21 protein-coding genes are annotated in these 26,873 nt (G+C 73.3%); 15 read left to right on the plus strand and 6 right to left on the minus strand.

The window, feature by feature from the left end:
* Nucleotide 1: 1 nt before the first annotated feature.
* From ABD234_RS13760 to ABD234_RS13785, 6 genes are all read left to right on the plus strand, one after another.
* Nucleotides 2-1,039 carry a proline racemase family protein gene (locus ABD234_RS13760; RefSeq protein WP_344357260.1) on the plus strand — a complete coding sequence of 346 codons (1,038 nt, stop codon included), beginning with the start codon at nt 2-4 and terminating at the stop codon, nt 1,037-1,039.
* Nucleotides 1,040-1,143: 104 nt separating this feature from the next.
* Nucleotides 1,144-1,848 (plus strand): GntR family transcriptional regulator, encoded by a 705-nt coding sequence (locus tag ABD234_RS13765; RefSeq protein ID WP_051486985.1) that lies wholly within the window; start codon nt 1,144-1,146, stop codon nt 1,846-1,848.
* 25 nt (nt 1,849-1,873) lie between these two features.
* A complete protein-coding gene (locus ABD234_RS13770; RefSeq protein WP_038373504.1) occupies nt 1,874-3,010 on the plus strand; it encodes an NAD(P)/FAD-dependent oxidoreductase in 1,137 nt (378 codons plus the stop codon).
* A complete protein-coding gene (locus ABD234_RS13775; RefSeq protein WP_051486986.1) occupies nt 3,007-3,330 on the plus strand; it encodes a (2Fe-2S)-binding protein in 324 nt (107 codons plus the stop codon). Before ABD234_RS13770 ends, ABD234_RS13775 begins: the two co-directional genes overlap by 4 nt.
* Complete coding sequence (locus ABD234_RS13780) at nt 3,327-4,886, plus strand: NAD(P)/FAD-dependent oxidoreductase (RefSeq protein WP_084148569.1); 1,560 nt, start codon at nt 3,327-3,329, stop codon at nt 4,884-4,886. The genes ABD234_RS13775 and ABD234_RS13780 overlap by 4 nt, the downstream gene beginning before the upstream one ends.
* Nucleotides 4,883-6,367, plus strand: coding sequence for an aldehyde dehydrogenase (NADP(+)) (locus tag ABD234_RS13785; protein ID WP_038373505.1), 1,485 nt, complete (start codon nt 4,883-4,885; stop codon nt 6,365-6,367). Before ABD234_RS13780 ends, ABD234_RS13785 begins: the two co-directional genes overlap by 4 nt.
* 68 nt (nt 6,368-6,435) lie before the next feature.
* On the opposite strand, the gene ABD234_RS13790 is transcribed toward ABD234_RS13785, so the two are convergent.
* Nucleotides 6,436-6,960, minus strand: a complete 525-nt coding sequence (locus ABD234_RS13790; RefSeq protein WP_038373507.1) for a CGNR zinc finger domain-containing protein — start codon at nt 6,958-6,960, stop codon at nt 6,436-6,438.
* A 26-nt stretch (nt 6,961-6,986) separates the two neighbouring features.
* On the opposite strand from ABD234_RS13790, the gene ABD234_RS13795 reads away from it, so the two are divergent.
* A complete protein-coding gene (locus ABD234_RS13795; RefSeq protein ID WP_051486987.1) occupies nt 6,987-7,655 on the plus strand; it encodes a LysE family translocator in 669 nt (222 codons plus the stop codon).
* Nucleotides 7,656-7,664: 9 nt separating this feature from the next.
* Here ABD234_RS13795 and ABD234_RS13800 read toward each other — a convergent pair whose 3' ends face one another.
* Both ABD234_RS13800 and ABD234_RS13805 read right to left on the minus strand, forming a co-directional pair.
* Nucleotides 7,665-10,490, minus strand: coding sequence for a beta-L-arabinofuranosidase domain-containing protein (locus ABD234_RS13800; RefSeq protein WP_051486988.1), 2,826 nt, complete (start codon nt 10,488-10,490; stop codon nt 7,665-7,667).
* Nucleotides 10,487-11,959 carry an aminopeptidase P family protein gene (locus ABD234_RS13805; protein WP_344357271.1) on the minus strand — a complete coding sequence of 491 codons (1,473 nt, stop codon included), beginning with the start codon at nt 11,957-11,959 and terminating at the stop codon, nt 10,487-10,489. Before ABD234_RS13805 ends, ABD234_RS13800 begins: the two co-directional genes overlap by 4 nt.
* 258 nt (nt 11,960-12,217) lie before the next feature.
* Between ABD234_RS13805 and ABD234_RS13810 the strand changes: the two genes are divergently transcribed.
* Genes ABD234_RS13810 through ABD234_RS13820 form a run of 3 tightly spaced genes read left to right on the plus strand, consistent with a single transcriptional unit; the run spans nt 12,218 to nt 15,418 of the window.
* Complete coding sequence (locus tag ABD234_RS13810) at nt 12,218-13,564, plus strand: extracellular solute-binding protein (protein ID WP_051486990.1); 1,347 nt, start codon at nt 12,218-12,220, stop codon at nt 13,562-13,564.
* Between the two features lie 15 nt (nt 13,565-13,579).
* Nucleotides 13,580-14,506, plus strand: coding sequence for a carbohydrate ABC transporter permease (locus ABD234_RS13815; RefSeq protein ID WP_038373508.1), 927 nt, complete (start codon nt 13,580-13,582; stop codon nt 14,504-14,506).
* Between the two features lie 3 nt (nt 14,507-14,509).
* Complete coding sequence (locus tag ABD234_RS13820) at nt 14,510-15,418, plus strand: carbohydrate ABC transporter permease (protein WP_344357276.1); 909 nt, start codon at nt 14,510-14,512, stop codon at nt 15,416-15,418.
* A gap of 305 nt (nt 15,419-15,723) precedes the next feature.
* Here the strand turns inward: ABD234_RS13820 and ABD234_RS13825 are convergent, their stop codons facing one another.
* From ABD234_RS13825 to ABD234_RS13835, 3 genes are read right to left on the minus strand one after another with little or no spacing between them, the layout of a single operon-like run.
* Nucleotides 15,724-16,629 (minus strand): carbohydrate ABC transporter permease, encoded by a 906-nt coding sequence (locus ABD234_RS13825; protein WP_344357279.1) that lies wholly within the window; start codon nt 16,627-16,629, stop codon nt 15,724-15,726.
* Nucleotides 16,626-17,594, minus strand: coding sequence for a carbohydrate ABC transporter permease (locus tag ABD234_RS13830; RefSeq protein ID WP_344357282.1), 969 nt, complete (start codon nt 17,592-17,594; stop codon nt 16,626-16,628). The genes ABD234_RS13825 and ABD234_RS13830 overlap by 4 nt, the downstream gene beginning before the upstream one ends.
* A gap of 25 nt (nt 17,595-17,619) precedes the next feature.
* Nucleotides 17,620-18,972 carry an extracellular solute-binding protein gene (locus ABD234_RS13835; RefSeq protein WP_344357285.1) on the minus strand — a complete coding sequence of 451 codons (1,353 nt, stop codon included), beginning with the start codon at nt 18,970-18,972 and terminating at the stop codon, nt 17,620-17,622.
* A gap of 288 nt (nt 18,973-19,260) precedes the next feature.
* Between ABD234_RS13835 and ABD234_RS13840 the strand changes: the two genes are divergently transcribed.
* From ABD234_RS13840 to ABD234_RS13860, 5 genes are all read left to right on the plus strand, one after another.
* Nucleotides 19,261-20,907 (plus strand): xylulokinase, encoded by a 1,647-nt coding sequence (locus ABD234_RS13840; protein ID WP_344357288.1) that lies wholly within the window; start codon nt 19,261-19,263, stop codon nt 20,905-20,907.
* A complete protein-coding gene (locus ABD234_RS13845) occupies nt 20,904-21,650 on the plus strand; it encodes an L-ribulose-5-phosphate 4-epimerase (RefSeq protein ID WP_344357291.1) in 747 nt (248 codons plus the stop codon). The genes ABD234_RS13840 and ABD234_RS13845 overlap by 4 nt, the downstream gene beginning before the upstream one ends.
* Nucleotides 21,651-21,863: 213 nt before the next feature.
* Nucleotides 21,864-23,750, plus strand: a complete 1,887-nt coding sequence (locus ABD234_RS13850; RefSeq protein WP_344357294.1) for a BCCT family transporter — start codon at nt 21,864-21,866, stop codon at nt 23,748-23,750.
* Nucleotides 23,751-24,024: 274 nt separating this feature from the next.
* A complete protein-coding gene (araA, locus tag ABD234_RS13855; protein WP_344357297.1) occupies nt 24,025-25,533 on the plus strand; it encodes an L-arabinose isomerase in 1,509 nt (502 codons plus the stop codon).
* Nucleotide 25,534: 1 nt separating this feature from the next.
* Entirely contained in the window at nt 25,535-26,869 is a 1,335-nt protein-coding gene (locus ABD234_RS13860) for a D-arabinono-1,4-lactone oxidase (RefSeq protein ID WP_344357300.1), read from the plus strand.
* Nucleotides 26,870-26,873: the final 4 nt, after the last annotated feature.

Genomic DNA, 26,873 nt, shown 5'->3' on the forward strand with positions numbered 1-26,873 from the left:
CATGCGCTCGAGGGTGGCCTACAGCGCCGTCGACTCGCACACCGAGGGCATGCCCACCCGCGTCATCACCGGCGGGGTGGGCACCCTGCCCGGCGCGAGCATGGCCGAGCGGCGCGACCGCTTCCTCGCCGAGCGCGACGGGCTGCGCCGGCTGCTGATGCTCGAGCCGCGCGGGCACGCCGCCATGTCCGGGGCGATCCTGCAGCCGCCCACCGTCCCGGGCGCCGACCACGGCGTGCTGTTCATCGAGGTCAGCGGCGTGCTGCCGATGTGCGGGCACGGCACCATCGGCGTGGCGACCGTGCTGGTGGAGACGGGCATGGTCGAGGTCCGCGAACCGGTCACCGAGATCACCCTGGACACCCCGGCCGGGCTGGTGCCGGTGCGCGTGGCCGTCGAGGACGGCGCCGCCCGGGCCGTCACCCTGCGCAACGTGCCCTCCTTCGCGGTGGACCTCGACGCCCACGTGGAGGTGCCCGGCATCGGCCGCGTGCCCTACGACCTGGCCTTCGGCGGGAACTTCTACGCGATCGTCCGCGCCGAGGACCTGGGCGTGCCCTTCGCCCGGCGCAGCGCCTCCGCACTCACCGCGGCCGGGCTCGCGGTGCTGGACGCGATCGCCGCGCAGCGCCGGGTCGTCCATCCCGAGCGCCCCGACATCGCCGGGGTCCACCACGTGTACGTCGCCGCCCCGGGCTCCGACGCCCGCTCCTCCCGGCACGCGATGGTGATCCGGCCCGGCTGGATCGACCGCTCCCCCTGCGGCACCGGCACCAGCGCCCGCATGGCGCAGCTGCACGCCCGCGGCGAGCTGGCGCTGCGGCAGGACTTCGTCAACGCCTCGCTGATCGGCTCGCGGTTCACCGGCCGCCTGATCGGGACGACCGAGGTCGCCGGGCGCGCGGCGGTGATCCCCGAGATCACCGGCCGCGCCTGGATCACCGGCACGGCGACGTACCTGCTGGACCCCACCGACCCCTACCCGGAGGGCTTCGAGCTGGACGCCGAGGATGACGGGAGCGCCGCCGGCCATGTCTGAGTGCTTCCCCGTCCCGTCCCCGCACGATCCACTACAGTTCCAGGGACGTCACGGGCACCGCCGAGCACGGCTGCCGGGCATCGACGAGCAGAGCGGAGGCACCCATGTCCACCATCGCCGAGGGCGAGGACGCGTGGGACGTGCCGGCGCTCGGGGAGCGGCAGAGCCTGCGCCAGAGCGTGGCCGACTCCCTGCGCGCCCTGGTGATCGCCGGCCGGATGAAGCCCGGGGAGATCTACTCCGCCCCGCGCCTGGCCGCGCAGTTCGGGGTCTCCGCGACGCCGGTGCGCGAGGCGATGCTGGACCTCGTCATGGAGGGGCACATCGAGACGGTGCGCAACAAGGGCTTCCGGGTGCTGGAGCTGTCCCCGCGCGAGCTGGACGAGCTGGCGGAGCTGCGGCGCCTCATCGAGCCGCCGGTGATGGCGCGCATCGCCCGGCGCGTCCCGGGATCGGCGGAGCTCACCGGGCAGGTCGAGGCGCTGCGGGCCGTCGCCCAGGAGATCGTCGCGAGCGCCTCGCGCAGGGACCTCGTGCAGTACATCGACCAGGACCTGCGCTTCCACCTGGACTTCCTGGCCCTGCACGGCAACGACCGCCTGGTCCAGGAGGTGCGGGCCCTGCGGCGCCGCTCGCGGCTGTTCGGCCTGGAGTCCCTGGCCGAGAAGGGCACCCTCGTCTCCCTGGCCCGGGAGCACGAGGAGATGGTGGACCTGGCCCTCGCCGGGGACGCGGCGGGCCTCGAGCAGCTCACCCACCAGCACATCGAGCACGTGCGCCACGAATGGGCGGGCGCGGAGCAGGAGTGAGCGGCTCCGGCGCGGAGGCGGTCCGATGCGGCTGATCATCATCGGCGCCGGGATCCTCGGCAGCGCCTGCGCCTACTTCGCCGCCCGGGCGGGGATCGAGGTGGTGGTCCTGGACCGGGACCTGCCGGCCTCGGGAACGTCCTCGCGCGGCGAGGGGAACCTCCTGCTCTCGGACAAGGAGCTGGGCCCCGAGCTGGCGCTCGCCCGGCTCAGCCTGGACGTGTGGCGCACCGAGCTGGCCGAGTTCGCGCCGCTGTGGGAGTTCGAGGCCAAGGGCGGGGTGATCGTCTCCTCGACCCCCGAGAGCGTCGCCGGCCTCGAGCACCTGGTCGCGACCCAGGCGGAGCACGGGGTGGAGGCCACCTGGCTGGACTCCGCGGCGCTGCGGGAGGCCGAGCCGCACCTGAGCCCCGATGCCCTGGCCGGCGCCCTCTACCCGCAGGACTGCCAGGTCCAGCCGATGCTCGCCGCCGCACACCTGCTGCGCCTGGCCCGGCTCCGCGGCGCGCAGCTGCGCCCCCGCACCCCGGTGACCGGACTGCTGCGCCGCGGCGACGCCGTGACCGGCGTGCGCACCCCCGGCGGGGACCTCGAGGCCGATGCCGTGCTGAACGCCGCCGGCACCGGGGCCTCGGACATCGGCGCGATGGCCGGGGCGAGGATCCCCGTCCTCCCCCGGCGCGGATTCGTGCTGGTCACCCAGCCGCTGCCGCCGATGATCCGCCACAAGGTCTACGCCGCCGAGTACGTCGGGAACGTCGGCTCCTCCGCGGCAGGTCTGCAGTCCTCCCCCGTCGTCGAGGGCACCCCGGCCGGGTCCGTCCTGATCGGCTCCAGCCGGGAGCGGGTGGGCTTCGACCACGCCGTGAGCACGCAGGCCCTCGGCGCGATCGCCCGCGGCGCCGCCGCCCTGTTCCCCGTCCTGGCGGACGTGCGGATCCTCCGGCACTACCACGGGTTCCGCCCCTACTGCCCGGACCATCTGCCGGTGATCGGCCCGGACCCGCGCGCGCCCGGGCTGTGGCACGCCTGCGGGCACGAGGGCGCGGGCATCGGCCTGTCCGTCGGCACGGCCGTGCTGCTCGCCCAGGCCCTCACCGGGCAGCAGACCGCCCTGGATCTCGCACCCTTCTCCCCCGCCCGATTCGAGGAGGCCGCATGAGCCGCCGCCCCGCCCGCTCCCGGGACGCGCAGGCCCCGGCCCCGCGCGAGGTCGCCCTCACGCTCGAGGGCCGGCGGATCACCGCCCCGGAGGGCACCACCGTCGCGGCCGCGCTGATCGCCGCCGGGATCGACGCCTGGCGCACCACCCGCCGGGGCGGCAGGCCGCGCGGCATGTTCTGCGGGATCGGCGTCTGCTACGACTGCCTGCTGCGCATCGACGGATACGCCGACCAGCGCGCCTGCCTGGTCGAGGTCGCCGACGGCATGGTCCTCGGCGAGCCCGGCGCCCCCGCTCCCGACCCCGAGGAGGGCCGATGAGCAGCGACCTGATCGTCATCGGCGCCGGCCCGGCCGGGCTGGCCTGCGCCGTCACCGCGGCCGATGCCGGCATCGCCGTCGCCCTCGTGGACGCGAACCTGCGCCCGGGCGGGCAGTTCTGGCGCCACGGCGCCGCGCACGTGCCCTCCGCGCACGGCCACGGACACCACGGCTGGCGCACCTTCACCCGCCTGCGCGCACGGCTCGCCCACCACGTGGGGACAGGACGGATCGCCGTCCTGCCCGCGACCCACGCCTGGATGATCGAACCGATCGCCGGCGCCGGTGGCCCGGCCGGCTTCCGCGTGCACGTGACCCCCAGCGCCGATGCGAGCGCCGCCCGCACCCCCGGCGGCCCCGGCCCCGGCAGCACCCGCGCGCTCGAGGCCCGGCAGCTGGCCGTGTGCACCGGAGCCTACGACCGGCAGCTGCCGATCCCCGGCTGGGACCTGCCCGGGGTCCTGGCCGCCGGCGGCGCGCAGGCCTTCGTGAAGACCACCGGCACCGCCCCGGGGCGCCGCGCCGTGGTCGCCGGCACCGGACCGTTCCTGCTGCCGGTGGCCGCGGGACTCGCCGATGCGGGCGCGCGCGTGCTGGCCGTCTGCGAGGCCCACGACCCGCGCCGATGGCTCCCGCACGCCCACCGCCTGGCCGCCGCGCCCGAGAAGCTGCTCGAGGGCGCGCAGTACGCGGCCGCCTTCGCCCGCCGCCGCGTGCCCTACCGGCCCCGCACCGCCGTCACCCGCGCCCTGGGCCGGGACCGGCTGGAGGCGGTGGAGATCGCCCGCGTCGACGCCCGCGGCGCCGTCCTGCCCGGCACCGCGCGGCGGATCGACTGCGACCTGCTGGCCCTGGGCTGGGGCTTCACCCCGCTGCTCGAGCTGCCCCTGTCGCTGGGGGCCGCGACCCGCCTCGACGCCGACAGCTCCCTCGTGCTGGAGGTCGACGACGCCGGCCGCACCTCCGTGCCCGGGCTGCTCGCCGCCGGCGAGACCACCGGTGTGGGCGGAGCCGCGCTCGCGCTCGCCGAGGGGCTGCGCATCGGCCGCACCGCCGCCGGGAGGCCCGTCCCGGCGGGCTCGGCGCGGCGCATCGGCCGCCTGCGCGCCGTCGCCGGCGCGATGCACCGCGCCCACCCGCTGCCCGAGGCCTGGCCGGACCTGCTCGAGGAGGACACGGTCGTGTGCCGCTGCGAGGAGGTCGGCGCCGGGGAGATCCTCGCCGCCCGCCGCGATCTCGAGGGGCGGGACATCCGCAGCGCGAAGTCCTTCACCCGGGCGGGCATGGGATGGTGCCAGGGGCGCGAGTGCGCGCTCGCGGTGGGCTGCCTGACCGCCGAGGGCGGGCGCCCCGGCGCCGATGCCCTCGCCGCGGCCTCCCGCCGCCCGCTCTCCGTCCCCGTCACCCTCGGGGCGCTGGCGACCCTCGGGCAGCCCGAGGGCCCCGCCGACGCCTCCGCCGGCGCCCCGGCCCCTGACCGGACCCCGCCCGTCCGCCCCGCTCCGACCACCGGCCCGGCAGCTGCCGGGCTCCCCGACCGAGAGGACACCGCATGACCCGCGACATCCCCGCTCGCCACCCCGACGTCGAGACCGCGGTCGCCGCCGCGGCCGATGCCGCCGACGCCTTCGCCGCCCTGACCCCCGCCCGCCGCGCCGCGGTGCTCGAGCACCTCGCCGACGCCCTCGCCGCGCAGGAGGAGACCCTGGTGCCGATCGCGCGCGCCGAGTCGCACCTGCCCGAGCCGCGGCTGCGCGGCGAGCTGCTGCGCACCTGCTTCCAGCTGCGCCTGTTCGCGGACGTCCTGCGCGAGGGCGCCCACCTCGAGGCCCGCATCGACCACGCCGACCCGGACTGGCCGATGGGCGCGCCCCGCCCCGACCTGCGCCGCGTCCTCGAGCCGATCGGCCCGGTGGCTGTGTTCTCCGCCAGCAACTTCCCCTTCGCCTTCTCCGTCGCCGGCGGGGACACCGCCTCGGCGCTCGCGGCCGGGGACCCCGTCGTGGTCAAGGCGCACCCCGGGCATCCGGAGCTCTCCGACGCCGTCGCCGGGATCCTGCGCGAGGCGCTGGTCGCGCAGGGCCTGCCGGCCGGGGTGCTGGGCGTGGTCCACGGCTTCGAGGCCGGGCCGGCCCTGGTGACGCATCCGCAGATCCGCGCCGCCGGGTTCACGGGGTCCATCCCCGGGGGCCGGGCCCTGTTCGACCTCGCCTGCTCCCGGCCCGAGCCCATCCCCTTCTACGGGGAGCTCGGCTCGAACAACCCCGTCGTCCTCACCCCGGGGGCCGATGCCGCGCGCGCCGAGGAGCTCGCCGCCGGGTTCCTCGGCTCCTTCACCCTGGGCGCCGGGCAGTTCTGCACCAAGCCCGGCACCCTCCTGGTCCCCGCGGGCGCCCGCATCCTGGAGCACCTGCAGCAGGCGGAGCTCCCCGCCGCGCAGGACATGCTGGGCGAGCGGATCGCCGAGGGCTTCGCCGAGACCCTCGCCGCCCTGCGCGAGACCGAGGGCGTCGAGGTGCTGCGGGCGGGAGAGGACGGACGCCCGGCCGCCCCGGCACCGACCCTGCTGCGTACCACCGGCCGGCGCCTGCTCGAGCAGCCCGAGGCGCTCGAGGCGGAGTGCTTCGGCCCGGCGGCGCTGGTGGTCGAGTACGAGGACACCGCCCAGCTGCGGGAGATCGCCCGCAGCTTCACCGGCCAGCTCACCGCCACCCTCCATGCCGAGGAGGACGAGGACGTCGCCGAGCTGCTGGCGATCCTGTCCCGCCGGGCGGGCCGGGTGCTGTGGGGCGGCTGGCCCACCGGCGTCTCCGTCACCCACGCCCAGCAGCACGGCGGCCCGTACCCGGCGAGCACCGCCCCGGGCTCCACCAGCGTGGGCACCGCCGCGATCAGCCGGTTCCTGCGGCCCGTCGCCTACCAGGACCTGCCCGACGTCCTGCTGCCCCCGGCCCTGCAGGAGGCGAACCCGCTGGGGATCCCCCGCCTGGTCGACGGCGAGCGCGTGCCCGGCGCCACGCCCCTGACGCATCGCTGACCGCCTTCCCATCGCGGCGGCGGACGCCGGGGCCTCCTCGGGCGATCTGGCAGGGCTGACCCGGGCGATCAGGCGGGGCGGCGCCGGGCGCGGTGGCGGCGGACGGCGGCGCGGCTCCCGCAGCGGGGCGAGCAGTACCGCTGGGTGCCGTTGCGGGAGGTGTCGACGATGACCCGCGTGCACGGGGCGGCGGCGCAGCGCCCCAGCCGGCCCATGCCGCGGGTGGTGAGGAACAGCGCGGTGCCGACGCCGAGCACGGCCCGCAGGACCAGCGGCAGGTCGTCGTCGCCGTCGCGGTAGTGCAGGTGCCACCCCTCCCCGTGGTGGTCCGTGAGCCGCGGGTAGGCCGAGGCCTCCGCCATGATCGCGTTCAGCAGCGCGGCCCGTTCGGCCTTCGCGTCGGCGTCCACCACCCGCAGCCATTCGTCCAGGACCTCGCGGCAGCGCGCATGATCGCCGGCCCGCTCCGGGAAGGGCATGCTCATGCCGAACTCGCGGGTGCGCGCCACGATGCCGGCGCGATCGGCCGGCCAGTCCTCGGCGAGGGATCGGGCCAGCAGGACCGCGTACTCGCCGTAAGGGTTGAGGTGCATAAGACCATGACACCAGACTGCGGGGCATGATCCCCGCATCGCTCGTGCTGCCCGTGTCCCCGGCCGCGGCGGCCGCCATGGCCCTCACCGCCCTGGTCATGGTCCTCACGCCGGGCCCGAACATGGTCTACCTGGCCTCGCGCAGCATCGGCCAGGGACGCCGAGCAGGGCTCGTGTCTCTCGCGGGGACCGGCACCGGCTTCCTGGCGTACCTGCTGCTGACGGCGCTGGGCCTGGCGGCCGTGCTCGTCGCGGTGCCCTGGCTGTTCATCGGCATCAAGGCGCTCGGCGTCCTCTACCTCGTGCACCTGGCCTGGACGGCGCTGCGCCCGGGAGGGCGGGGCGTGCTCGCGGCGAGCGATCTCCCTCCCGACGGCGCCGGCCGCCTGTTCCGGGCCGGCCTCCTGACGAACCTGCTCAACCCGAAGACCGCGATCCTGTACCTGTCCGTGATCCCGCAGTTCCTCGACCCCTCGCGCGGCGGCGCCCTGCTGCAGGTGCTCGCCCTCGGGCTCGTGCAGATCACGGTGAGCCTCGCGGTGAACGCGTTGATCATCCTGGCCGCGGGCTCGGTCGCCGCCGTCCTCGCGCAGCGTCCGCGCTGGGTGCGGTGGCAGCGCTGGATCTCGGGCACCCTGCTGGGCGCCGTCGCGCTGCTGCTGGCCCGCGAGGTCCCCGCCCGGGCCCGCCTATGACGGGGCGTCTCAGCCCGGCAGGGCCGGCAGGACCAGGCGCTGCCGGGGCTCCTGGTTGCCGGCGCGATCGGTGGCCGCGAACTCGAGGACCTGCTCGGTGTCGGTGAGGGTGCGCACGAAGGCCTCGTGGAAGGTGCCCCAGAAGGTGCCGGGACCCTCCCACTGGATGCGATCCAGGCCCGAGGTCTCGTCCGTCGCGTCCAGGGTGATCTCCCAGGCGCTGCCGAGGTCCTTCACCCGTGCGGTCGAGGCGGGCGGCACGGTGTCCACGGCGACCTCCCGGACCGCGTGGGCGGTCGCGCCGCCGGCCGTGCGCACCCGCGCCTCGATCCGGTGGACGCCCTCGGGCACGGCGATCGGGCCGTGCGCCTCCTGCCATCGCACCGTATCCAGGCGCAGCTCGCGGGCCGCTGCCTCCGCACCGAGGACCTCCAGGTCGGCATGGACCGCGGAGGTGAACCAGCCGCTCGCGGCGGGCTGCGCGTCCAGCACGATCCGCACGGTCGGCGGGATCGCGCGGGCATCCACCGCAGGCAGACGGGCGAGCAGGGCGGACAGCTCGGGCCCGGCAGGCGCAGCGGCCCCGGCCGATGGAGCGGGCTCAGGGGTCAGAGCGGGCTCGGGGGTCGGGGCGGCATCGGGCGCACCGCCGGCTTCGGCACCCGAGCCGTCGATGTCGGCGCGCGCCGCGGCCTCGAGGACGGCCCGGGCCTCGTCCCGGGAGAGCAGCCCCGTGCGCAGGCGCTGCGCGGCGACGTCGAGGACCCGTTCGAGGAAGGCGGCGCGGTCGGCGGGCGCGGGCTCGGCCCACACCTCGGCCAGCAGCGTCGTGCCCTCGGCGCTGCGGCGCTCGGGCACGCCGCTCGCCGTGCCGGCGAAGGCGACCTCGTCATCGGCCGCACGGACATACAGGTGATAGCGGGCTTCCGCACCCGACCAGGTGGGTTCGAAGGGGAGGCCCGCGAGCTCGAGCAGGGGCATGCCCTGCGCGTCGGGCGCGATCCGTGCCCCGGTCAGCGACCCGTCCAGGCGACGCAGCCCGCGCAGGGGCAGGCCCAGCGTCGTGGACTGCTCGCTGCGGGCCAGCCACACGGTGGGCCCCGTCTCGATGCTGTGCAGGTCGGGGTCGTCTATCGTGGGCACGGCGACGGGGGCGGCCGGGAGGTCCAGCTCGACGCGGTCCCCTGCCCGCCAGCGCCGCGGCAGGACGTGGAAGGTGCCGGGCTGGAGGGTCGGCTCCTCCGCGTCAGCGGCCGGGGCGGGACGCGCGGCAGGACCGGTCGATGCCTCCGCGGAGCCGATGCTCGCCGCATCGGCCAGGACCACGCGCACGCGCGCACCCGCCCCCGCCCAGCGCGGGATGCGCAGGTGCAGCGCCACCGCGGAATCGTCGACAGCATCGGCATCCGCATCGGCCGCAGCATCGAGGACCTCGATCTCGGCGCGGCCGCCGAGGGCGCCGGCGGTGCGCACGCGCAGGCGCAGCCCCGCGGTGCGGGCGTCGATATCCGCGTCGGTCAGCAGCGGCAGCCACAGCTGCCCGGGTGCCTCGAGGGCGAGGCCCTCCGGGTAGGTCACGTGGTTCTCGAGGCCCGTGCCGCCGCAGCAGGTGCCGGCGTTGTCGTACTCCCGCACTGCCCCGGGATGCACCGGGAACATGTACGTGACCTCGGGGCTTACCTCGGAGTCGACCGCGCGACGGGAGCCGGCGACCTGGTTGGTCAGCGCGCGCTCGAGGTAGGCGGCGTACTTCTCCTCCCCGGTGCGGGCCAGCAGCAGCCGGGCGAGCTTCACGAGGTCGTAGGCGACGCAGGTCTCGGCGTTGCGATGGCCGATGTCCCCGGCGACGGTGCCGGCCGGACCCCACAGCTCGCTCTCGCCGGAGCCTCCGTGGGCGTACATGCGCCCGGGCACGACCTGGTCGAACAGGGCGATCGCGGTGCGCAGGTACCGGTCCTCCCCGGTGAGGTCGTGCTCGTGCAGGTAGCCGATGAGCTGCGGGAGGTGCTGGTTGGCGTGCATGCCGTCCAGCACGTCGCGGCCCGCGGCGCCGGCCTCCAGCAGGTTCTCCTGGTCGAACATCCGGGCGGTCTCGAGGAACAGTCCCTCGCCGGTGAGGGCGGCCAGCCGCGCGAGGGTCTCGTTCATGCCGCCGAACTCCCCGGCGATGTACAGCGACCACATCCGCTGCCGATGCCCCGGGTCCAGGGGCGCGAGGCGGTGGTGGACCCATCGGCCCATGCCCTCGAGCACCTCGAGGGCGAGGGAGCTGCCCGTGAGCTCGTGGGCGTCCAGCAGGCCGGCCATGATCTTGTGGGTCGTGTAGTACGGCGCCCAGATCTCGCCGTAGGGCGCGAGCTCCTCCAGGCGCGAGAACTGCCATTCGCCGTAGGCGGCGAGGAAGCCCGGGTGGGAGTACCGGCCGGTGGCGGCGAGAGCCTGCTGCACCTCGGCGAGGCCCGCGACCAGCGCGTGGGCCTTCCCGCGCAGCAGCTCCTCGCCGGTGGCGGCATGGGCCTTGGCCAGCATCGACAGGAGGTGCCCGGCGTAGTGGCCGCGCAGCAGGTTGGCGGTGCGGGCCTGCTCGCGGCCGGGGTAGTCCTCGGCGCTCCACGGCTCCTCCTGCGGATGGCCGTGGTCCTCCCAGGTCCCCGGCGGCGGCGCGCCGCGGGTGTCCAGGCCCGCGTTCGCGCGGAACACGGCCAGCGCCCGGTCCACCGGGTAGGTGCGGGCCAGGTGCAGCATCCGCTCCTGCGCCGGGGAGAAGACGCTTGCGGGCGCGAGGGCGACGCGGCCCGGCGGGACCGGGGTGAGGGCCGGGGCGGCGCCGGTCACGGGGCCTCCCCGAGCCGGGCCCGGGTCCACTCCTGGATGCCCTCGGCGTCGATGGGCAGCGCCCGGCTGAGCACCTCGGAGCCGGTCTCGGTGACCAGCACGTCGTCCTCGAGGCGGACGCCGATGCCGCGCAGCTCCGGCGGGACGGTGAGGTCGTGGGCATGGAAGTACAGCCCCGGCTCGACGGTCATCACCACGCCCGGGGCGAGCGGCGCGCCCATGTATTCCTCGTACCGGCTGCGGGAGCAGTCGTGCACGTCCAGGCCCAGGTGGTGGCCGGTGCCGCAGACGATGTAGCGCCGATGATGCTGGCCCTGCGGGGACAGCGCCTCGTCCACGGACACCGGCAGCACGCCCCAGTCGTGCAGGCCCTGGGCGAGGACCTCCATCGCCGCGTAGTGGAAGTCGAGGTACCCGGTGCCGGGGCTGATCTGCGCGAGGCCGGCGCGGTGGGAGGCCTCCACGAGGTCGTGGACCTGCCGCTCGGCGGCGGTGAAGGTGCCCGAGGCGGGGACGGTGCGGGTGACATCGGCCGTGTAGAGGCTGCGGGCCTCCACGCCCATGTCCAGCAGGATCGAGGCGTCCGGCAGGATCGGCCCGTCGCAGCGGACCCAGTGCAGCACGGGGGCGTGCGGGCCGGAGCCGACGATCGTCGAGTAGCCGGGGCCGTTGCCGTGGGTGCGGGCGTGCCGGTCGAAGGTTCCCTGCAGCCAGCGCTCCCCGAGGCCCTCGGAGATGGCCCGTGGGATCTCCCGGACCACGGCCGCGAAGCCGTCGACGGAGGCGTCGACCGCCGCGCGCAGCTGGGCGACCTCCCACGCGTCCTTGATCATGCGCAGGTCCGACAGGGTGCGGTCCAGCTCCGCATCGGACTGCAGCCCCAGCTCGCGGGCGAGCTCCTGCGGGACCGAGGCGGCGGCGGATCCGCCGGCCAGCTCCCCGGACCGCTCGGCGAGCGCGGCACGGGGGCGCACCGCGAGGTCGAGCGCCTCGGCCCACTCCTCGAGCCCCGGGGAGGCGCCGACCCACAGCTCCCCGTGCAGGGCGTCGCCGAAGAACCCCGTCTCCCCCGGCCGGAAGGGCGGCGGCAGGTGGAGGACGGCGTCGTGGCCGCCGGCGACGGGGGTCATCACCAGCACGGCGCCCTCGGCCTGGCAGCCGGTGGCCCAGACGAAGGAGCTGTCGGGGCGGAAGAGGTAAGCGCAGTCGTCGTTGCGGATCGGCGCGGTGCCGGAGGCGAGGACGAGGGTCCTCCCGGGCAGTGCGGCGCTGAGCCGGGCGCGATGCTCCGCGGCCGCCCGCGCGGTGCCGGGCACCAGGTCGGGGCGCACGGCCGGGGCGTCCCAGCCCTGGGCGATGTGCGCGGTGAAGGCGGGCACCTCCGCCAGGCGCGGGGCGCGGGTGCCGGCATGGGGCGGGCGGGCCGGGCCGGCGGCAGGAGGCGCAGGGGCGGCAGGGGCGTCGGTCATCGGGTCTCTCCTTCTCGGTCGCGGACCCGCGTGCGCAGGGTCCGATCCACCAGCTCGCGGACGAGGGCCGCGATGCTCCCGGTCACCGCAGCCGTCGCGACTCTGGTGTGCAATGTTACATACCATCACACCCTCTCGAACAGCCCCCGCGCCCGCCCCGCCCGAAACCTCGACATCCCGCGCGGCGAAACCTAGTCTGAAACATGCAGTGCTGGCGGGCGCCCACCGGGGACCCCGCATTCACGACGGAGTGATGCCATGCGCGATCGACCGATCTCCCGCCCCACGCTGACACGCCGCGGCGCTCTGGGCGCGGGAGCCCTGGCCGCCTCATCGGCCCTCGCCGGATGCTCCTCGCCCCTGGCCGCCGGACTCCTGGGCAGCGAGCTCTCCCCCGGCACCCTGGTGTACTGGAACCTCTTCGGCGGCGGCGACGGCGGCCGCATGAAGTCGATGGAGGACGTCTACCGCCAGGAGCAGGGCGATCCCTCCTCCCTCCAGGCCACCACCTTCGCCTGGGGCAACCCGTACTACTCCAAGGTCACCCTCGCCACCGTCGGCAACCAGCCGCCCGATGTCGCGATCGCCCACCTCACCCGCGCCAAGCCCCTGTGGGACGGCGGGCTGCTGGAGGCGATCACCGAGGAGGACCTCGCCGGGGTGGGCCTCAGCTCCGCCGACTTCAACGCCAAGGCGTGGCAGGCCCAGGTCACCGACGGGAAGAACGTCGCGATCCCCCTCGACACGCACCCGTTCGTCATGTTCTTCAACCGGGCGGTGCTGGAGCCGGCCGGGCTGCTGGAACCCGACGGCCGCATCACGGACCTCAGCGGCATCGACACCTTCGAGGCCGCCCTCGCGGAGATCAGCGCCGTCACCGGCGGGATCGCCCTGGCGGTCGCGAACGTCAGCGAGAACGCGACGCCCTGGCGCTTCTTCTGGTCGCTGTACAACCAGTACGACGGCGCCGCGCCCTTCCTCGCCGACGGCGGCACCTCCATCACCGTGGACGAGGAGATCTTCTCCGACATCATGCACCGCGTGGAGACATGGGTGGAGAACGGGTGGCTGAACCGCACCCTGGACTACGCCGGCTCCCAGACGGAGATGTTCGTCGGCAACGCCGGTCTCTACCTGCAGGGCGAATGGGAGATCTCCACCGCCCAGTCCATCGAGGGCCTCGACTTCGGCATGGCCCCCATCCCGACCCTCTTCGACCGGCCCGCCACCCAGGGCGACTCGCACACCTTCATCCTGCCGCGCAAGGACCGCAGTCCCGAGGACCGCGCCCGCGCGATGGGCTTCATCGCCTCGCTGCTGAAGCAGTCGATGACCTGGGCCGAGGGCGGGCACGTGCCCACCTACCTGCCCACCTTCGAGAGCGCCGAGTACACGGCGCTGCTACCGCAGGCCGACTACGCCTCCGCCGCGGACAACACCTACTACGACGACCCCGCCTGGTACGGCGGCTCCGGCTCGACCTTCGAGAACACCGTGGGCCCGCAGCTGGGGCTGGTCCAGCAGGGCACGCAGTCGCCCGAGGACGCGCTGGCCCACATCAGGGCGCAGCTCGACGTCTACCTGTCCACCCCCAGCCCCCTCTGACCGGAAGGCACCGAGATGACCGTCGCCGCTGCACCGCGGACCGCCGCGGGAACGTCACGCCGAGGCTCCGGCCGGGGTCCCTGGCTGTTCCTGGCCCCCTTCGGCCTGTTCTACCTCGCCTTCCTGCTCTGGCCGACGATCTGGATGTTCATCGCCAGCTTCTTCCACACCTCCACGGTGCGCGCGGGCCTGGGCAGCTTCGCCGGACTGGACAACTACACCGAGATGTTCAGCAGGTCCGATTTCTGGTCCTCGCTGTGGCACACCCTCCAGTTCACGCTCTACACGGTCCCGCCGCTGGTGATCCTCGCGTTCGTCCTGGCGGTCCTCACCAACCGCCTGCGCAGCGGGCAGTGGTTCTTCCGCCTCGCCTTCTTCCTGCCGTTCATCCTGCCCTCGGCGACGATCTCCCTGATCTGGGTCTTCATCTTCACCCCGGGCACCGGCCTGTGGGCCTCCGTGCAGGACCTGCTGGGGCCGACCCCGGCCGCCGGCATGCTCACCGACCCCCGCACCGCGATGATCGGCATCGCGATCGCGACGGTGTGGTGGACCATCGGCTTCAACTTCGTGCTCTACCTCGCGGGCCTGCAGGACATCCCGCGGGAGCTGTACGAGGCCGCCGCCGTCGACGGCGCCTCCCCGGGACAGCAGATCCTGCGCATCACCTTGCCGCTGCTGAACCGCACCACGACGCTCGTGATCCTGCTGCAGATCATCGCCAGCCTGAAGATCTTCGACCAGGTCTTCCTCATGACCGCCGGCGGGCCCGGCATCTCCACCCGCGTCTCGCTGCAGCTCATCACCGACACCGCGTTCACCGACAACCGGATCGGCGCGGCCTCGGCCGCCTCGGTGCTGCTGTTCTTCATCATCGTCGCCATCGCCGTGATCCGGCAGGTGGCCGAGTCCATGGCGTCCCGGCGCGCCGGGGAGGTCTGAGACATGTCCGCCACCGCACCCCCCTCCGGCATGAAGGGCGCGATCAGCGCCGCCGCCCCGGCGCAGCGCCCGGCCCGGCCCGGCTCCTCCAGCGGGAGCACCTTCCGCATCGTCTCCGCGATCGTGCTGGCGGTCTTCGCCGTCCTCTGGCTGGTGCCGAGCCTGTTCGCCCTGAAGACCTCGCTGTCCGACAACGGCACCGCGGCTCTCGGCGCGGCGGAGATCCTCCAGGACTGGAGCCCGACGTTCTACTCCTACGCCACGCTGCTGGGCGCCGGGGACATCTGGAACTGGTACCTCGCCAGCGCCATCACCTCGATCCTCACCACGGTGCTCACGCTGCTGCTGGCCTCCATGTGCGCCTTCGCGCTCTCGCGGCTGGTCTTCCGCGGCCGCAACGCCGTGATGCTGCTGATCCTGCTGGGCATCATGATCCCCGGCCAGGTCCTCGTGGTGCCGACCTTCCAGATGCTCGGCTGGATGAACCTGCTGAACACCTACTGGGCGGTGATCTTCCCGCAGGTGCCGGCGGTGATCGCGGTCTTCATCTTCAAGCAGTTCTTCGACGGGATCCCCCGGGAGCTCGAGGAGGCCGCCCGCATCGACGGCGCCGGCCTGTGGAAGATCTACTGGCGCGTCATCATGCCACTGTCACGGCCGGTGATCGCCGCCGTCGCGGTGCTGACCTTCGTGGGCGTGTGGAACAACCTCATGCTCCCGCTGTTCGTCATCTCCAACCCGGATCTCATGACGATCCCCGTCGGCCTCGCCACGGTGCAGGGCTCCTTCGGGCAGCGCTACGCCGACATCCAGGCCGGGGCCATCCTCGCCGCCCTGCCGCTGGTCGCCCTGTACCTCGTCTTCCAGCGCCAGATCGTCGAGGGCGTGACCGGCACCGGCCTGAAGGGCTGACCCGGCGAGCCGGCGGGCGCCGGGTGGCGAGCCGGCGAGTGCCGGATGGCGAGCCGCAGAGGTGCCGATCCTGGCTCGGAATCCGGCACTCGTCGGCCCACACGGCACTGCCCGCCCGTCGCGCGGTCGGCGCGGCGGGCGGGCAGGGGCCGGGAGACATCGGCTCGCCGAGTGCCGGGTGGCGAGCCGCAGAGGGGCCGATCCGGGCTCGGAATCCGGCACTCGTCGGCCCACACGGCACTGCCCGCCCGTCGCGCGGTCGGCGCGGCGGGCGGGCAGGGGCCGGGAGACATCGGCCGGGCGGCTCAGGTGCCGGCGATGCCGGTGGTGGAGATGCCCTTGATGATCTGGCGCTGGAAGAACAGGAACACCACGATCAGGGGCAGCGCGGCGAGCACGGCCTGGGCCATGTTCTGCGCGTACTGGATGCCGTAGGCGCTGATGACGGTCTGCAGACCCGTCGGCAGCGTCATCAGGTTCGCGTCGTTGACCACGATGAACGGCCAGAGGAAGTTGTTCCAGGCGCCGATGAACACGAAGATCGAGACCGCACCGAGGATCGGCCGCGACAGCGGCAGGATGATGCTCATGAGGATCCGGAACCGGCTCGCACCGTCCATGAGGGCGGCCTCCTCGAGCTCGTAGGGGATCTGGTCGAAGAACTTCATGAGGATGAAGACCATCGGGGCCGCGACCACCTGCGGGAGGATGATGCCCCAGTAGGTGTCCACGAGGTTCAGCGAGAGCATGAGCTGGAACAGCGGGACGATGAGGATCTGGCCCGGGATCATGATCGAGGCCAGGATCAGCGAGATGATCATCTTCCGGCCCGTGAACCGCATCCGCGAGAGGGCGTAGCCCGCCAGGGACGAGATGATCACGGTGATCAGGGTGACCATCGCCGAGGTGAACAGGCTGTTCCAGGCCCAGCGCGGCACGCGGCCGGCGCTGAGGACCTCGATGTAGGAGGCGAGCGTGAAGCCGCTCTCGGGGAAGATCGACACGGGCATCGCCGCGGCCTCGGCCTCCGTCTTCAGCGAGGTGAGCACCGCCCACAGCACCGGGACGAGCCAGGCGAAGGCCAGCACCACGAGGATGACGAAGGCGATGATGCGCGCCGGCGGGATCTTCTTCCTGCGACGGCCGAGGGACGAGGCGCCGGCGGGGGCCGCCGGGCCGGGACGGGACAGGGTCGGGGTCGCTGCGGTCATGCCTTCACGCTCCGTCGGGACGCGATCACCATGTACACGATGGAGATGATGATGATCAGGAAGAAGAAGATGTAGGAGATGGCCGAGGCGTACCCGAGGCGGTAGCCGGTGAAGCCGACCTCGTAGATGTACAGCAGCACGGGGCGCGTGGAGCCGCCGGGGCCGCCGCCGGTCATCTGGAAGATCTGGTCGAAGACCTTGAGGGAGGCGAGGACCTGCAGCACGAGCACCAGCACGGTGGTCGGGGCCAGCTGCGGCAGCGTGATGGAGCGGAACTTCCGCCACGCGCCCGCGCCGTCCAGGGACGCCGCCTCGTACAGCGACTCCGGGATGTTCTGGAGCGCGGCGAGGTAGAGTAGGAAGTTGAAGCCGACGGTCCACCACACGGTCGTGATGACGACCGCGACCATGGCGGTGCTCGGGTCCTGCAGCCACGTCGGACCGGTGATGCCGAACCAGCCCAGGAAGGTGTTCACCAGTCCCAGCTGCGGGTTGTACATCCACACCCAGAACTGCGAGACCACGGTCGAGGCCAGCAGGAACGGCAGGAAGAACGAGAGCCGCCAGAGCCACTGGCCGGGCAGGCCGGTGTTCACCAGCACGGCGAGCACGAGCGCGACCACGACCAGCGGGACGGTCGAGAGCAGGGTGAACCAGACGGTGTTGCCCAGCGAGGTCCACACGTTGGCGTCGCCGAGGGCCTCGACCCAGTTGTCCAGGCCGACGAACTGAGTGTTGGTGCCGGCGAGGCTGGTCCCGGTGAAGCTCATCCAGAACCCGTAGATGGTGGGCCAGATGAGGAAGAGCCCGAAGGCGATGAGGAACGGTGCGCAGTAGAGCCACCCGCGCAGGGTGTCGGTGCGGCGCCGGGCGCGCCGCCCCTCGGTCAGGTGCGAGGTGTCCCCCGCCGGCACGGAGCCGGTGCGGGCGCCGCTCGGTGCGGCGAGACCGTCAGCAGTGGTCATCGGTCGTCTCCTTCGACGGGCTGGATCACATCGGGCTCGGCTTGGCGAGCAGGTCGTCGATACGGGCCACGAAGGCGTTCCAGCCCTCGAGCGGTTCGGCGCGGCGTGCCCAGACGTTCTGCATGTCGTTGCCGAAGTAGGTATGGAAGTCGCTGCCGGAGCCGGTGAACCACGCGGGCGGGTCGTAGACCAGGTAGTCGCTGGCCTCGGCGTAGTGCGACTGCGGGACGAGCTCGGCATAGGCCGGGTCCTGGACCACGGGGCTGTAGGCCGGGATATGCCCGGCGTTGGCCCACTGGATCGAGTTCTTCAGGATGTACGCGACCATCGCGTGGACGTTGCGCCGGCGCTCCTCGTTCGGGGAGCTCTGGTGCGGCAGCACGAAGGAGTGCGAGTCCGCGTAGGCGGCAGGCTTGCCCAGCACGCCGGGGATGACCTGCATGTCGAAGGGGACGCCCTCGTTGCGGTAGCTGCCGATCTCCCACACGCCGCCGTAGAAGGCGCCGCTCCCGCCGGTGGCGAACTCGGAGATGGCGGTGCCGCCGTCGTGCGAGGAGTTGCCGACCTCGCCGTCGATCAGCGAGAGGATGTACTCGATCGCCTCGATCGCCAGCTCCTCCTGGTACTGCATCGTCCCGCCCTCGGGCAGCTCGATGGTGCCGCCGAGCTGGGTGTAGTACGTGCAGAACATGCGCCACTGGTTGGAGCCGTCGCCCAGGTACCCCCAGGAGAGGCCGAACCCGCTGGGGGCCTTCGCGCCCAGCGCCAGCAGCTGCTCGCGGTACTCGTCCGGACCGGAGACGGGCAGCAGCAGCCCGTCGGTGCCCAGCTGGCCCGCGGCCTCGGCGATCTCCGTGTTGTAGTACATGACGAAGGGGTGCGAGTCCAGGGCGATGTCCAGGAGCTTGCCGTCGACCATCATCTTGTCCCAGATCAGCTCCGGGAAGTCCTCCTGGCGCACGCCGAACTCGCCGAGCAGGTCCAGGTCCCACTCGTCCAGCAGGCCGCCCGGGGCGTAGCCGGGGATGCGGGCGGCGTGCATGACGGCGACATCCGGGGCGCGACCGCCGGCGGAGGCCATCGCGAGCTTGGTGTAGTACGGCGATCCCCAGGCGAGGACCGTCGGGGTCACCGAGGCGGCGCCGTCGGTGGCCATGTAGCCGTCCAGCAGCTCGCTCATGGTCACGCCGTCGGGCCCCGAGAGCAGGTGCCAGAAGGCGATGTCGTCGGCGGGGCGGGCGGCGGCGCCGCCGCAGCCGGCGAGCGCCCCGAGGGCCCCGAGGGCTCCGAGGCCGCCTGCGCCTCGCAGCAGCGACCGCCGGTCGATGCCGGCGGATCGGGGCGGTCCGGCGCTGGGGCCGGCAGAAAGGTGCGTCATCCTGTCCACCTCTTCGTGGTGGGGGCCGGGCGCACAGCGGGTCGCTGCGGTCCGGAGTCCCGATGGGCTCGATACGTGGAGTGAACTTACAACGTTGCATACATGGCGTCAACACGTCGAGGCAGAACCGGCAGCCATGAATGTGAACGTTGACATCATGACCAGCGGATTCGATCCGCACCGTTGCCGAGTCGTGATCCGCGGCTCCTCGGCCCTGGCGCGCCGAGGCCCTCGGGCACCCCGATGTGAACGTTGACATCGGGGGTGCCCGGCTGGTTCGATGACCCCATGACACACGACGACGTGGCCCCGCACGACGCCCCCTCCCCCGCCGCCCTCATCGGCTCCGGCGCGGCGCACCTGGGCATCGAGCTCGGCTCGACCCGCATCAAGGCCGCCCTGGTGGACGACGCCGGCACCGTGCTGGCCACCGGCTCCCACGCCTGGGAGAACCGCCTCGAGGACGGCAGCTGGACCTACTCCCTCGAGGACGTCCACGCGGGGCTGCAGTCCTGCTACGCCGACCTCGCGCGGCGCGTGCGCGAGGAGCACGGCACCGAGCTCGCCCAGGTGCGCAGCCTCGGCGTCTCCGCCATGATGCACGGCTACCTCGCCCTGGACGCCGAGGGCGCGCTGCTCACCCCCTTCCGCACCTGGCGCAACACCTACACCGGCGAGGCGGCCGGGATCCTGTCCGAGCTGCTGGGGCGCAACATCCCCCTGCGCTGGTCGATCGCGCACCTGCTGCACGCCGCCCGCGGCGGCGAGGACCACGTCTCCCGCATCGCCGCCCTCACCACGCTGGCCGGCTACGTCCACGAGCGCCTCTCCGGCCGGCGCGTGCTGGGCGTGGGCGACGCCTCCGGCATGTTCCCGATCTCGGCCGACGGGCGCGGCTGGGACGCCGAGCGCCTCGCGAAGGCCCAGGCGCTGCCCGAGCTGCAGGACATCGGCCGCCCGCTGACGGAGATCCTGCCCGAGATCCTCGTGGCGGGCGAGGACGCCGGCACCCTCACCGAGGACGGCGCCCGCCTGCTGGACCCGAGCGGGACCCTGCGTCCCGGCGCGGTGCTGGCCGCCCCCGAGGGCGACGCCGGCACCGGCATGGTCGCCACCTCCGCGATCGCCCCGCGCACCGGCAACGTCAGCGCGGGCACGAGCGCCTTCGCGATGGTCGTGCTGGAGGGCGAGCTCTCCGCCCCGCGCGAGGAGGTCGACCTCGTGACCACGCCCGCGGGCGACCCGGTCGCGATGATCCACACCAACAACTGCACCGGCGACCTCGATGCCTGGCTGCGGGTGCTCGCGGAGTTCTCCGCGCTCATCGGCGCCGCGAAGGACCCGGGCGAGCTGTACGCGCCGCTATTCGAGCTGGCCCTCCAGGGCGAGGCCGATGCCGGCGGGCTGATCAGCTACAACTACCTCTCCGGGGAGCACCAGACCGGCGTCGAGTCCGGCCGGCCGATGCTGGTGCGCTCCCAGGAGGCGCGCTTCACCCTCCCCAACCTCCTGCGCGCCCACCTGTACGGCGCCTTCGGCGCCCTCGCCACGGGCATGCGGATCCTCCTCGAGGAGGAGAAGGTCCGCCTGGACACCCTCTACGCCCACGGCGGGATCTTCAGCACCAAGGGCGTCGCCCAGCAGATCCTGGCCGATGCTCTGCGCACCCCCGTGGCCGTGGACGACTCCGCCGGCGAGGGCGGCGCCTGGGGCATGGCCCTGCTGGCCGCCTACACCGCCGAGCGCGCGGCCGGCTCCACCGCGAGCCTGGACGAGCACCTGCGCACCCGGATCTTCGCGCATCGCTCCACGCAGACCGCCGCCCCCGATCCCGTCGGCGCCGAGGGCTACGCCCGCTGGCTCGACGCCTACCGCGCCGCGCTGCCCGTGCAGCGGCTCGCCGGCGACCTCATCCCCGACAAGGAGACCCGATGACCATCGTCCTGTCCGACCTGCCCGACAGCGTCCAGGAGGCCGTGGCCGCGACCCGTCGCCGCGTCAGCGACCTGCACGCCGAGCTGCCCCGCAACGGGCTGGTCGTGTGGACCGCCGGCAACGTCTCCGAGCGCGTCCCCGCCGTCGACGGCGAGGAGGACGTGCCGGGCCTGCTCGTCATCAAGCCCTCCGGCGTCTCCTACGACGCGCTCTCCCCCGACGCCATGGTCGTGTGCACCCTGGACGGGAAGAAGATCGAGGACGGCACCCCCGCGCACCTCCAGCCCAGCTCCGACACGGCCGCCCACGCATACGTCTACGCGCACATGGACCACGTCGGCGGGGTCGTGCACACCCACTCCACCTACGCGACGGCCTGGGCCGCGCGCGGCGAGGAGATCCCCTGCGTGCTGACGATGATGGGCGACGAGTTCGGCGGGCCGATCCCCGTGGGGCCCTTCGCGATCATCGGCGACGACTCCATCGGCCGCGGCATCGTGGAGACCCTGCAGGGCTCCCGCTCGCGCGCCGTGCTCATGCAGAACCACGGCCCGTTCACCATCGGCTCCGACGCCCGCGACGCCGTCAAGGCGGCGGTCATGTGCGAGGAGGTGGCCCGCACGGTCCACATCTCCCGCCAGCTGGGCGATCCGCTGCCCATCGCGCCCGAGCTGATCGACGCGCTCTTCGACCGCTACCAGAACGTCTACGGCCAGCCCGCGGCGGCGGGAGAGGACGCCTGAGCCGTCCCCGCACGGACCCAGCGCCCCGTCAACTCCCCGGAGATGTCGGGGCGCTCTCATGTCAGATCCTCCACGTCATCGCTGTGACCTGGCATGATGCGCTCCCGTGTGGTCGACATCACGGCGGGAACTTGAAAGCTCGCTGAGTACGGCACAGGCTGGACACCGTAGAGGAAACGACTTTCATACGTGACGCCAGGGAAAGGGACTGCCATGACCGACTCCGACACGGCCGAGAACGGAGGTGGAGGTCCCGCCGTCACGGACCCCACCGCCTGGCCGGAGCACCTCCCCGAGACCGTCCATCTCCCCCGCTCCATGCAGATCGCCGAGGACGACACCGACGAGGAGATCACCGCGAAGCTGCGCCGGCAGGGCGCGCGCATCGGCGCCGGGACCATCGCGCCGGCCGTGTTCTGGCCGGCGCTGATCGTGATCCTCGCCGTCGCGATGCTCTCCGTGCTCTTCCCCGAGACCTCCTCGAAGGTCATGACCGGCCTGCAGGGCTGGATCGTCGCGGACCTCGGCTGGTACTACATGCTGGCCATCGGCGGCTTCGTGGCCTTCGCCATCGTGCTGGCGCTGTCCTCCTACGGCCGGATCCGGCTGGGCCGGGACGACGACACCCCGGAGTTCGGCCTGTTCTCGTGGTTCGCGATGCTGTTCGCCGCCGGCATGGGCATCGGCCTGGTCTTCTACGGCGTGGCCGAGCCGCTGGGCTACACCACGGGCAACGCGAAGCCCGGCTGGAACGGCGAGGGCGTCGAGCTCTCCGGCCTGGCCATGGCCCAGACCTTCATGCACTGGGGCCTGCACCCCTGGGCGGCGTACGCCGTCATCGGCCTGGCGCTGGCCTATGCGATCCACCGCCGCGGCCGCCCCGTCTCGATCCGCTGGGCCCTCGAGCCGATCTTCGGCGAGCGCGTCAAGGGCTGGGTCGGCGACGTGATCGACGTGCTGGCGATCTTCGGCACCGTCTTCGGCATCGCGACCTCCCTGGGCCTGGGCGTCCAGCAGATCGCGGCCGGCATGTCCGCCATCGGCGTGGTCGGCGAGGCCAGCAACGGCTTCCTCATCGTGCTGATCGTCGTGATCACCTTCCTGGCCACGCTCAGCGTGGTCAGCGGCGTCGGCGTGGGCATCAAGTGGCTCTCCAACGCGAACCTCTCCCTCGCCGGGCTGCTCATGATCGTCGCGCTGATCTTCGGGCCGACGGTCTTCCTCATGCAGAACTTCGTCGAGGCCCTCGGCGTGTACCTCACGAACTTTTTCCACATCACCCTGGACGTGGGCGCCTACGACCGCTCCCCCGAGGCCCAGGAGTGGTTCTCCGGGAACACCCTGTTCTACTGGGGCTGGTGGATCGCCTGGGCGCCCTTCGTGGGCGTGTTCATCGCGCGCATCTCCCGCGGCCGCACCGTGCGAGAGTTCATCGCGGGCGTGCTGCTGGTGCCCTCCTTCGTGGGCATGATCTGGTTCTCGATCTGGGGCGGCAACGGCCTGTACCGCCAGTGGTTCGGCGCCGGCGACCTGGGCGACATCACCGCCCCGGAGTCCATGTTCCGCATCTTCGAGGACTTCCCGCTGACGGGCCTGCTGTCGATCCTCGGCATCGTGCTGGTGACGATCTTCTTCATCACCTCCTCGGACTCCGGCTCGCTGGTAGTGGACATGCTCGCCTCCGGCGGCCACCCGAACCCGCCGATCTGGTCCCGCGTGCTGTGGGCCTGCCTCGAGGGCTTCCTCGCGATCGCCCTGCTGCTGTCCGGCGGGCTCACCTCGCTGCAGGCCGGCTCGCTGGTGACGGCGCTGCCCTTCAGCGTGATCCTGATCCTCATGTGCATCGCTCTGGTCAAGGCCCTGGGCCTGGACCACGCCGTGCTCCAGCAGCACGAGCGCACGCAGCGGCTCGAGGCCCTGACCTCGCATCTGACCGGCGAGCTGTCCTCGAGCTTCGCCGAGAGCAGCGAGCTGGAGACCTTCGTGGACGATCGCATCGACTACCGCCTCTCCCGCACCCGCGGCGCCTTCAAGCGCCCCAAGGGCGAGGGCTCCGGCGCCGTGGGCGGCTCCGCCCCGCGCCGCGACGCGCAGGAGTGACGATGCGCTGAGCCGCCGCGCCGCAGGCGGCGGCACGCACCCCGGGAAGGGGCCGGTCCGAGGACCGGCCCCTTCCGTGCATCCCGGGGCAGGCCGCTCCGGGCGCCCGATGCTCCCCCGACGCGCCCCCGGCCCGCCCCCGGCCCGCCTCCGGCGCGGCCGGGGGTCGCGCGCGTCTTGACAGCCCAGGATGTGAACGTTCACACTGGGGTGGTGCCCGCCGACGACGGCCGAGGCGCACCGACCCCGTACAGACACGACCGAGGGAGCCCTCGTGCACAACCCCTTCGAGACCCGCGAAATCTGGTTCCTCACCGGCAGCCAGGGCCTCTACGGCCCCGAGACGCTCGAGCAGGTCGCCGAGCAGTCGCAGACCATCGCGCAGACGCTCGACGCCGCCTCCGACATCCCCGTGAAGATCGTCTGGAAGCCGGTCCTCACCGACCGCGACGCGATCCGCGACGTGGCGCTGGCCGCCAACGCCGACCCGGCCTGCGTCGGCGTCATCGCCTGGATGCACACCTTCTCCCCCGCGAAGATGTGGATCCTGGGCCTGGAGGCCCTGCAGACCCCGCTGCTGCACCTGCACACCCAGGCCAACGTCGAGCTGCCCTGGGACAGCATCGACATGGACTTCATGAACCTCAACCAGGCCGCCCACGGCGACCGCGAGTTCGGGTACATCGCCTCCCGCCTCGGCGTGGCGCGCAAGACCGTCGTCGGCCACGCGAGCCACCCGCACGTGCAGGAGAAGATCGGCCGATGGGCCCGCGCCGCCACCGGCTGGGCCGAGATGCACTCCCTGAAGCTCGCCCGCTTCGGCGACAACATGCGCAACGTGGCCGTCACCGAGGGCGACAAGACCGAGGCCGAGCTGCGCCTGGGCGTCTCCGTGAACACCTGGGGCGTCAACGACCTCGTCGCCGTGGTCGACGCCGTCGAGGACTCCGCGATCGACGCCCTCGTGGCCGAGTACGAGGAGACCTACGAGGTCGCTCCCGAGCTGCGCGCGGGCGGGGAGCGCCACGAGTCCCTGCGCTACGGCGCCCGCCAGGAGCTGGGCCTGCGCACCTTCCTCGAGGAGGGCGGCTTCGGCGCCTTCACCACCAACTTCGAGGACCTCGGCGGCCTGAAGCAGCTGCCCGGCCTCGCGGTCCAGCGCCTCATGGCCGACGGCTACGGCTTCGGCGCCGAGGGCGACTGGAAGACCGCCATCCTGGTGCGCGCGGCGGCCGTGATGGGCTACGGCCTGCCCGGCGGCGCGTCCCTCATGGAGGACTACACCTACGACATGACCCCCGGCGGCGAGAAGATCCTCGGCGCCCACATGCTCGAGGTCTCGCCCTCGCTCACCACGCAGAAGCCCAGCCTGGAGATCCACCCGCTGGGCATCGGCGACCGCGAGGACCCGGTGCGCCTGAAGTTCACCACCGACCCCGGCACCGCCGTGGTCGTGGCCCTCTCGGACATGCGCGAGCGCTTCCGCCTGGTCGCGAACGTCGTCGACGTCGTCGAGCCCGATGCGGAGCTGCCGAACCTCCCCGTGGCCTGCGCCGTGTGGGAGCCCCGCCCCGACTTCGCGACCTCCGCCGAGTGCTGGCTGACCGCCGGCGCCGCCCACCACACCGTGATGACCACGGCGCTGGGCCTGGAGGTCTTCGAGGACCTCGCGGAGATCGCCGGGATCGAGCTCGCCGTCATCGACGAGAGCACCACCGTGCGCGGCTTCGCCCAGGACCTGCGCACCAACCAGGTCTTCCACCGCCTGGCCCAGGGGTTCTGAGATGTCCGCGTCCGATGCCCGCCCGGGCCTGAGCTGGTCCGGGACGGTCGACTACGGCCCCGGCCCCCTGCACGCCCCGCGCACCGTGGCGGAGCTGCAGCAGGTGGTCGCCCGCGCAGGGCGCATCCGCGCCCTGGGAACCCGGCACTCGTTCTCGCGCGTGGCGGCATCGGACGCGGACCTCGTGACCCTGGCGGGGCTGCCCGAGGAGATCGAGGTCGACTCCGCCGCCCGCACCGTGCGCGTGGCCGCCGGCGTCCGCTACGGCACCCTCGCCCTGGAGCTCGGCCGGCACGGCCTGGCGCTGGCCAACACCGGCTCGCTCCCCCACATCTCCGTCGCCGGCGCCAGCGCCACCGGCACCCACGGCTCCGGGGACCGCAACCAGGCCCTCGCCGCCTCGGTGCGGGCGATCGACCTCGTCACCGCCGGCGGGGACATCGTCTCGCTGAGCCGCGAGGGGGACGAGGCGGTCTTCGGCGGCGCCGTGCTCGCCCTCGGCGCCCTCGGCGTGGCCACCCACCTCACCCTCGACGTGGTCCCCGCCTTCGACGTGCGCCAGCGGGTCTACCTCGACCTGCCGGCCGAGGAGCTGCGCGGCGCGGGGCTGGACGCCGTGCTCGCCGGCGCGTACAGCGTGAGCATCTTCCACCACTGGGACGGCACGGGCGCGCAGATCTGGGCGAAGCAGGCCGTCCTCGCCGGGGACGCCGCCCAGCGCGCCGCCGCCGCGGAGGCCGCCGGGTCCCCCGGGCTGCCGACCGATCCGGAGTCCCCCTTCCCGGAGGTGTGGCACGGCGCGCGCCTGGCCTCCGGTCCGATGCACCCGCTGCCCGGCATGCCCGGCGACTTCTGCACCGACCAGACCGGGGCGCCCGGGCCCTCGCACGAGCGCCTCCCGCACTTCCGCCTCGAGTTCACGCCGTCCAACGGCGAGGAGATCCAGAGCGAGTACTACGTGCCGCGCGCGCAGATCGCCGACGCCCTCGCGGCCGTCATGCCGCTGGGCGAGCGGATCCGCCCGCTGCTGCACGCCTCCGAGGTGCGCACGGTCGCGGCCGATGACCTGTGGCTCTCCCCCGCCCACGACCGCGACAGCGCGCTGGTCCACTTCACGTGGAAGCAGATGCCGGACGAGGTCGAGGCGCTGCTGCCGGAGATCGAGGCGGCGCTCGCCCCGTTCTCGCCGCGGCCGCACTGGGGCAAGGTCTTCACCACGCCGCCCGAGGAGGTCCGCGCCTGCTACCCGCGCCTGGCGGAGTTCCAGGCCCTCGCCGAGCGCCTGGACCCGCAGGGGACGTTCCGCAACGCGTACGTGGAGACGTACCTCTTCTGAGCGC

This window comes from Brachybacterium phenoliresistens (assembly GCF_039530785.1).
GTDB lineage: Bacteria > Actinomycetota > Actinomycetes > Actinomycetales > Dermabacteraceae > Brachybacterium > Brachybacterium phenoliresistens.

Coding starts and splice junctions, on each gene's coding strand:
- ABD234_RS13760 (WP_344357260.1), top strand. CDS start 2: ATGCGCTCGAGGGTGGCCTACAGCGCCGTCGACTCGCACACCGAGGGC.
- ABD234_RS13765 (WP_051486985.1), top strand. CDS start 1,144: ATGTCCACCATCGCCGAGGGCGAGGACGCGTGGGACGTGCCGGCGCTC.
- ABD234_RS13770 (WP_038373504.1), top strand. CDS start 1,874: ATGCGGCTGATCATCATCGGCGCCGGGATCCTCGGCAGCGCCTGCGCC.
- ABD234_RS13775 (WP_051486986.1), top strand. CDS start 3,007: ATGAGCCGCCGCCCCGCCCGCTCCCGGGACGCGCAGGCCCCGGCCCCG.
- ABD234_RS13780 (WP_084148569.1), top strand. CDS start 3,327: ATGAGCAGCGACCTGATCGTCATCGGCGCCGGCCCGGCCGGGCTGGCC.
- ABD234_RS13785 (WP_038373505.1), top strand. CDS start 4,883: ATGACCCGCGACATCCCCGCTCGCCACCCCGACGTCGAGACCGCGGTC.
- ABD234_RS13790 (WP_038373507.1), bottom strand. CDS start 6,960: ATGCACCTCAACCCTTACGGCGAGTACGCGGTCCTGCTGGCCCGATCC.
- ABD234_RS13795 (WP_051486987.1), top strand. CDS start 6,987: ATGATCCCCGCATCGCTCGTGCTGCCCGTGTCCCCGGCCGCGGCGGCC.
- ABD234_RS13805 (WP_344357271.1), bottom strand. CDS start 11,959: ATGACCGACGCCCCTGCCGCCCCTGCGCCTCCTGCCGCCGGCCCGGCC.
- ABD234_RS13810 (WP_051486990.1), top strand. CDS start 12,218: ATGCGCGATCGACCGATCTCCCGCCCCACGCTGACACGCCGCGGCGCT.
- ABD234_RS13815 (WP_038373508.1), top strand. CDS start 13,580: ATGACCGTCGCCGCTGCACCGCGGACCGCCGCGGGAACGTCACGCCGA.
- ABD234_RS13820 (WP_344357276.1), top strand. CDS start 14,510: ATGTCCGCCACCGCACCCCCCTCCGGCATGAAGGGCGCGATCAGCGCC.
- ABD234_RS13825 (WP_344357279.1), bottom strand. CDS start 16,629: ATGACCGCAGCGACCCCGACCCTGTCCCGTCCCGGCCCGGCGGCCCCC.
- ABD234_RS13830 (WP_344357282.1), bottom strand. CDS start 17,594: ATGACCACTGCTGACGGTCTCGCCGCACCGAGCGGCGCCCGCACCGGC.
- ABD234_RS13835 (WP_344357285.1), bottom strand. CDS start 18,972: ATGACGCACCTTTCTGCCGGCCCCAGCGCCGGACCGCCCCGATCCGCC.
- ABD234_RS13840 (WP_344357288.1), top strand. CDS start 19,261: ATGACACACGACGACGTGGCCCCGCACGACGCCCCCTCCCCCGCCGCC.
- ABD234_RS13845 (WP_344357291.1), top strand. CDS start 20,904: ATGACCATCGTCCTGTCCGACCTGCCCGACAGCGTCCAGGAGGCCGTG.
- ABD234_RS13850 (WP_344357294.1), top strand. CDS start 21,864: ATGACCGACTCCGACACGGCCGAGAACGGAGGTGGAGGTCCCGCCGTC.
- ABD234_RS13860 (WP_344357300.1), top strand. CDS start 25,535: ATGTCCGCGTCCGATGCCCGCCCGGGCCTGAGCTGGTCCGGGACGGTC.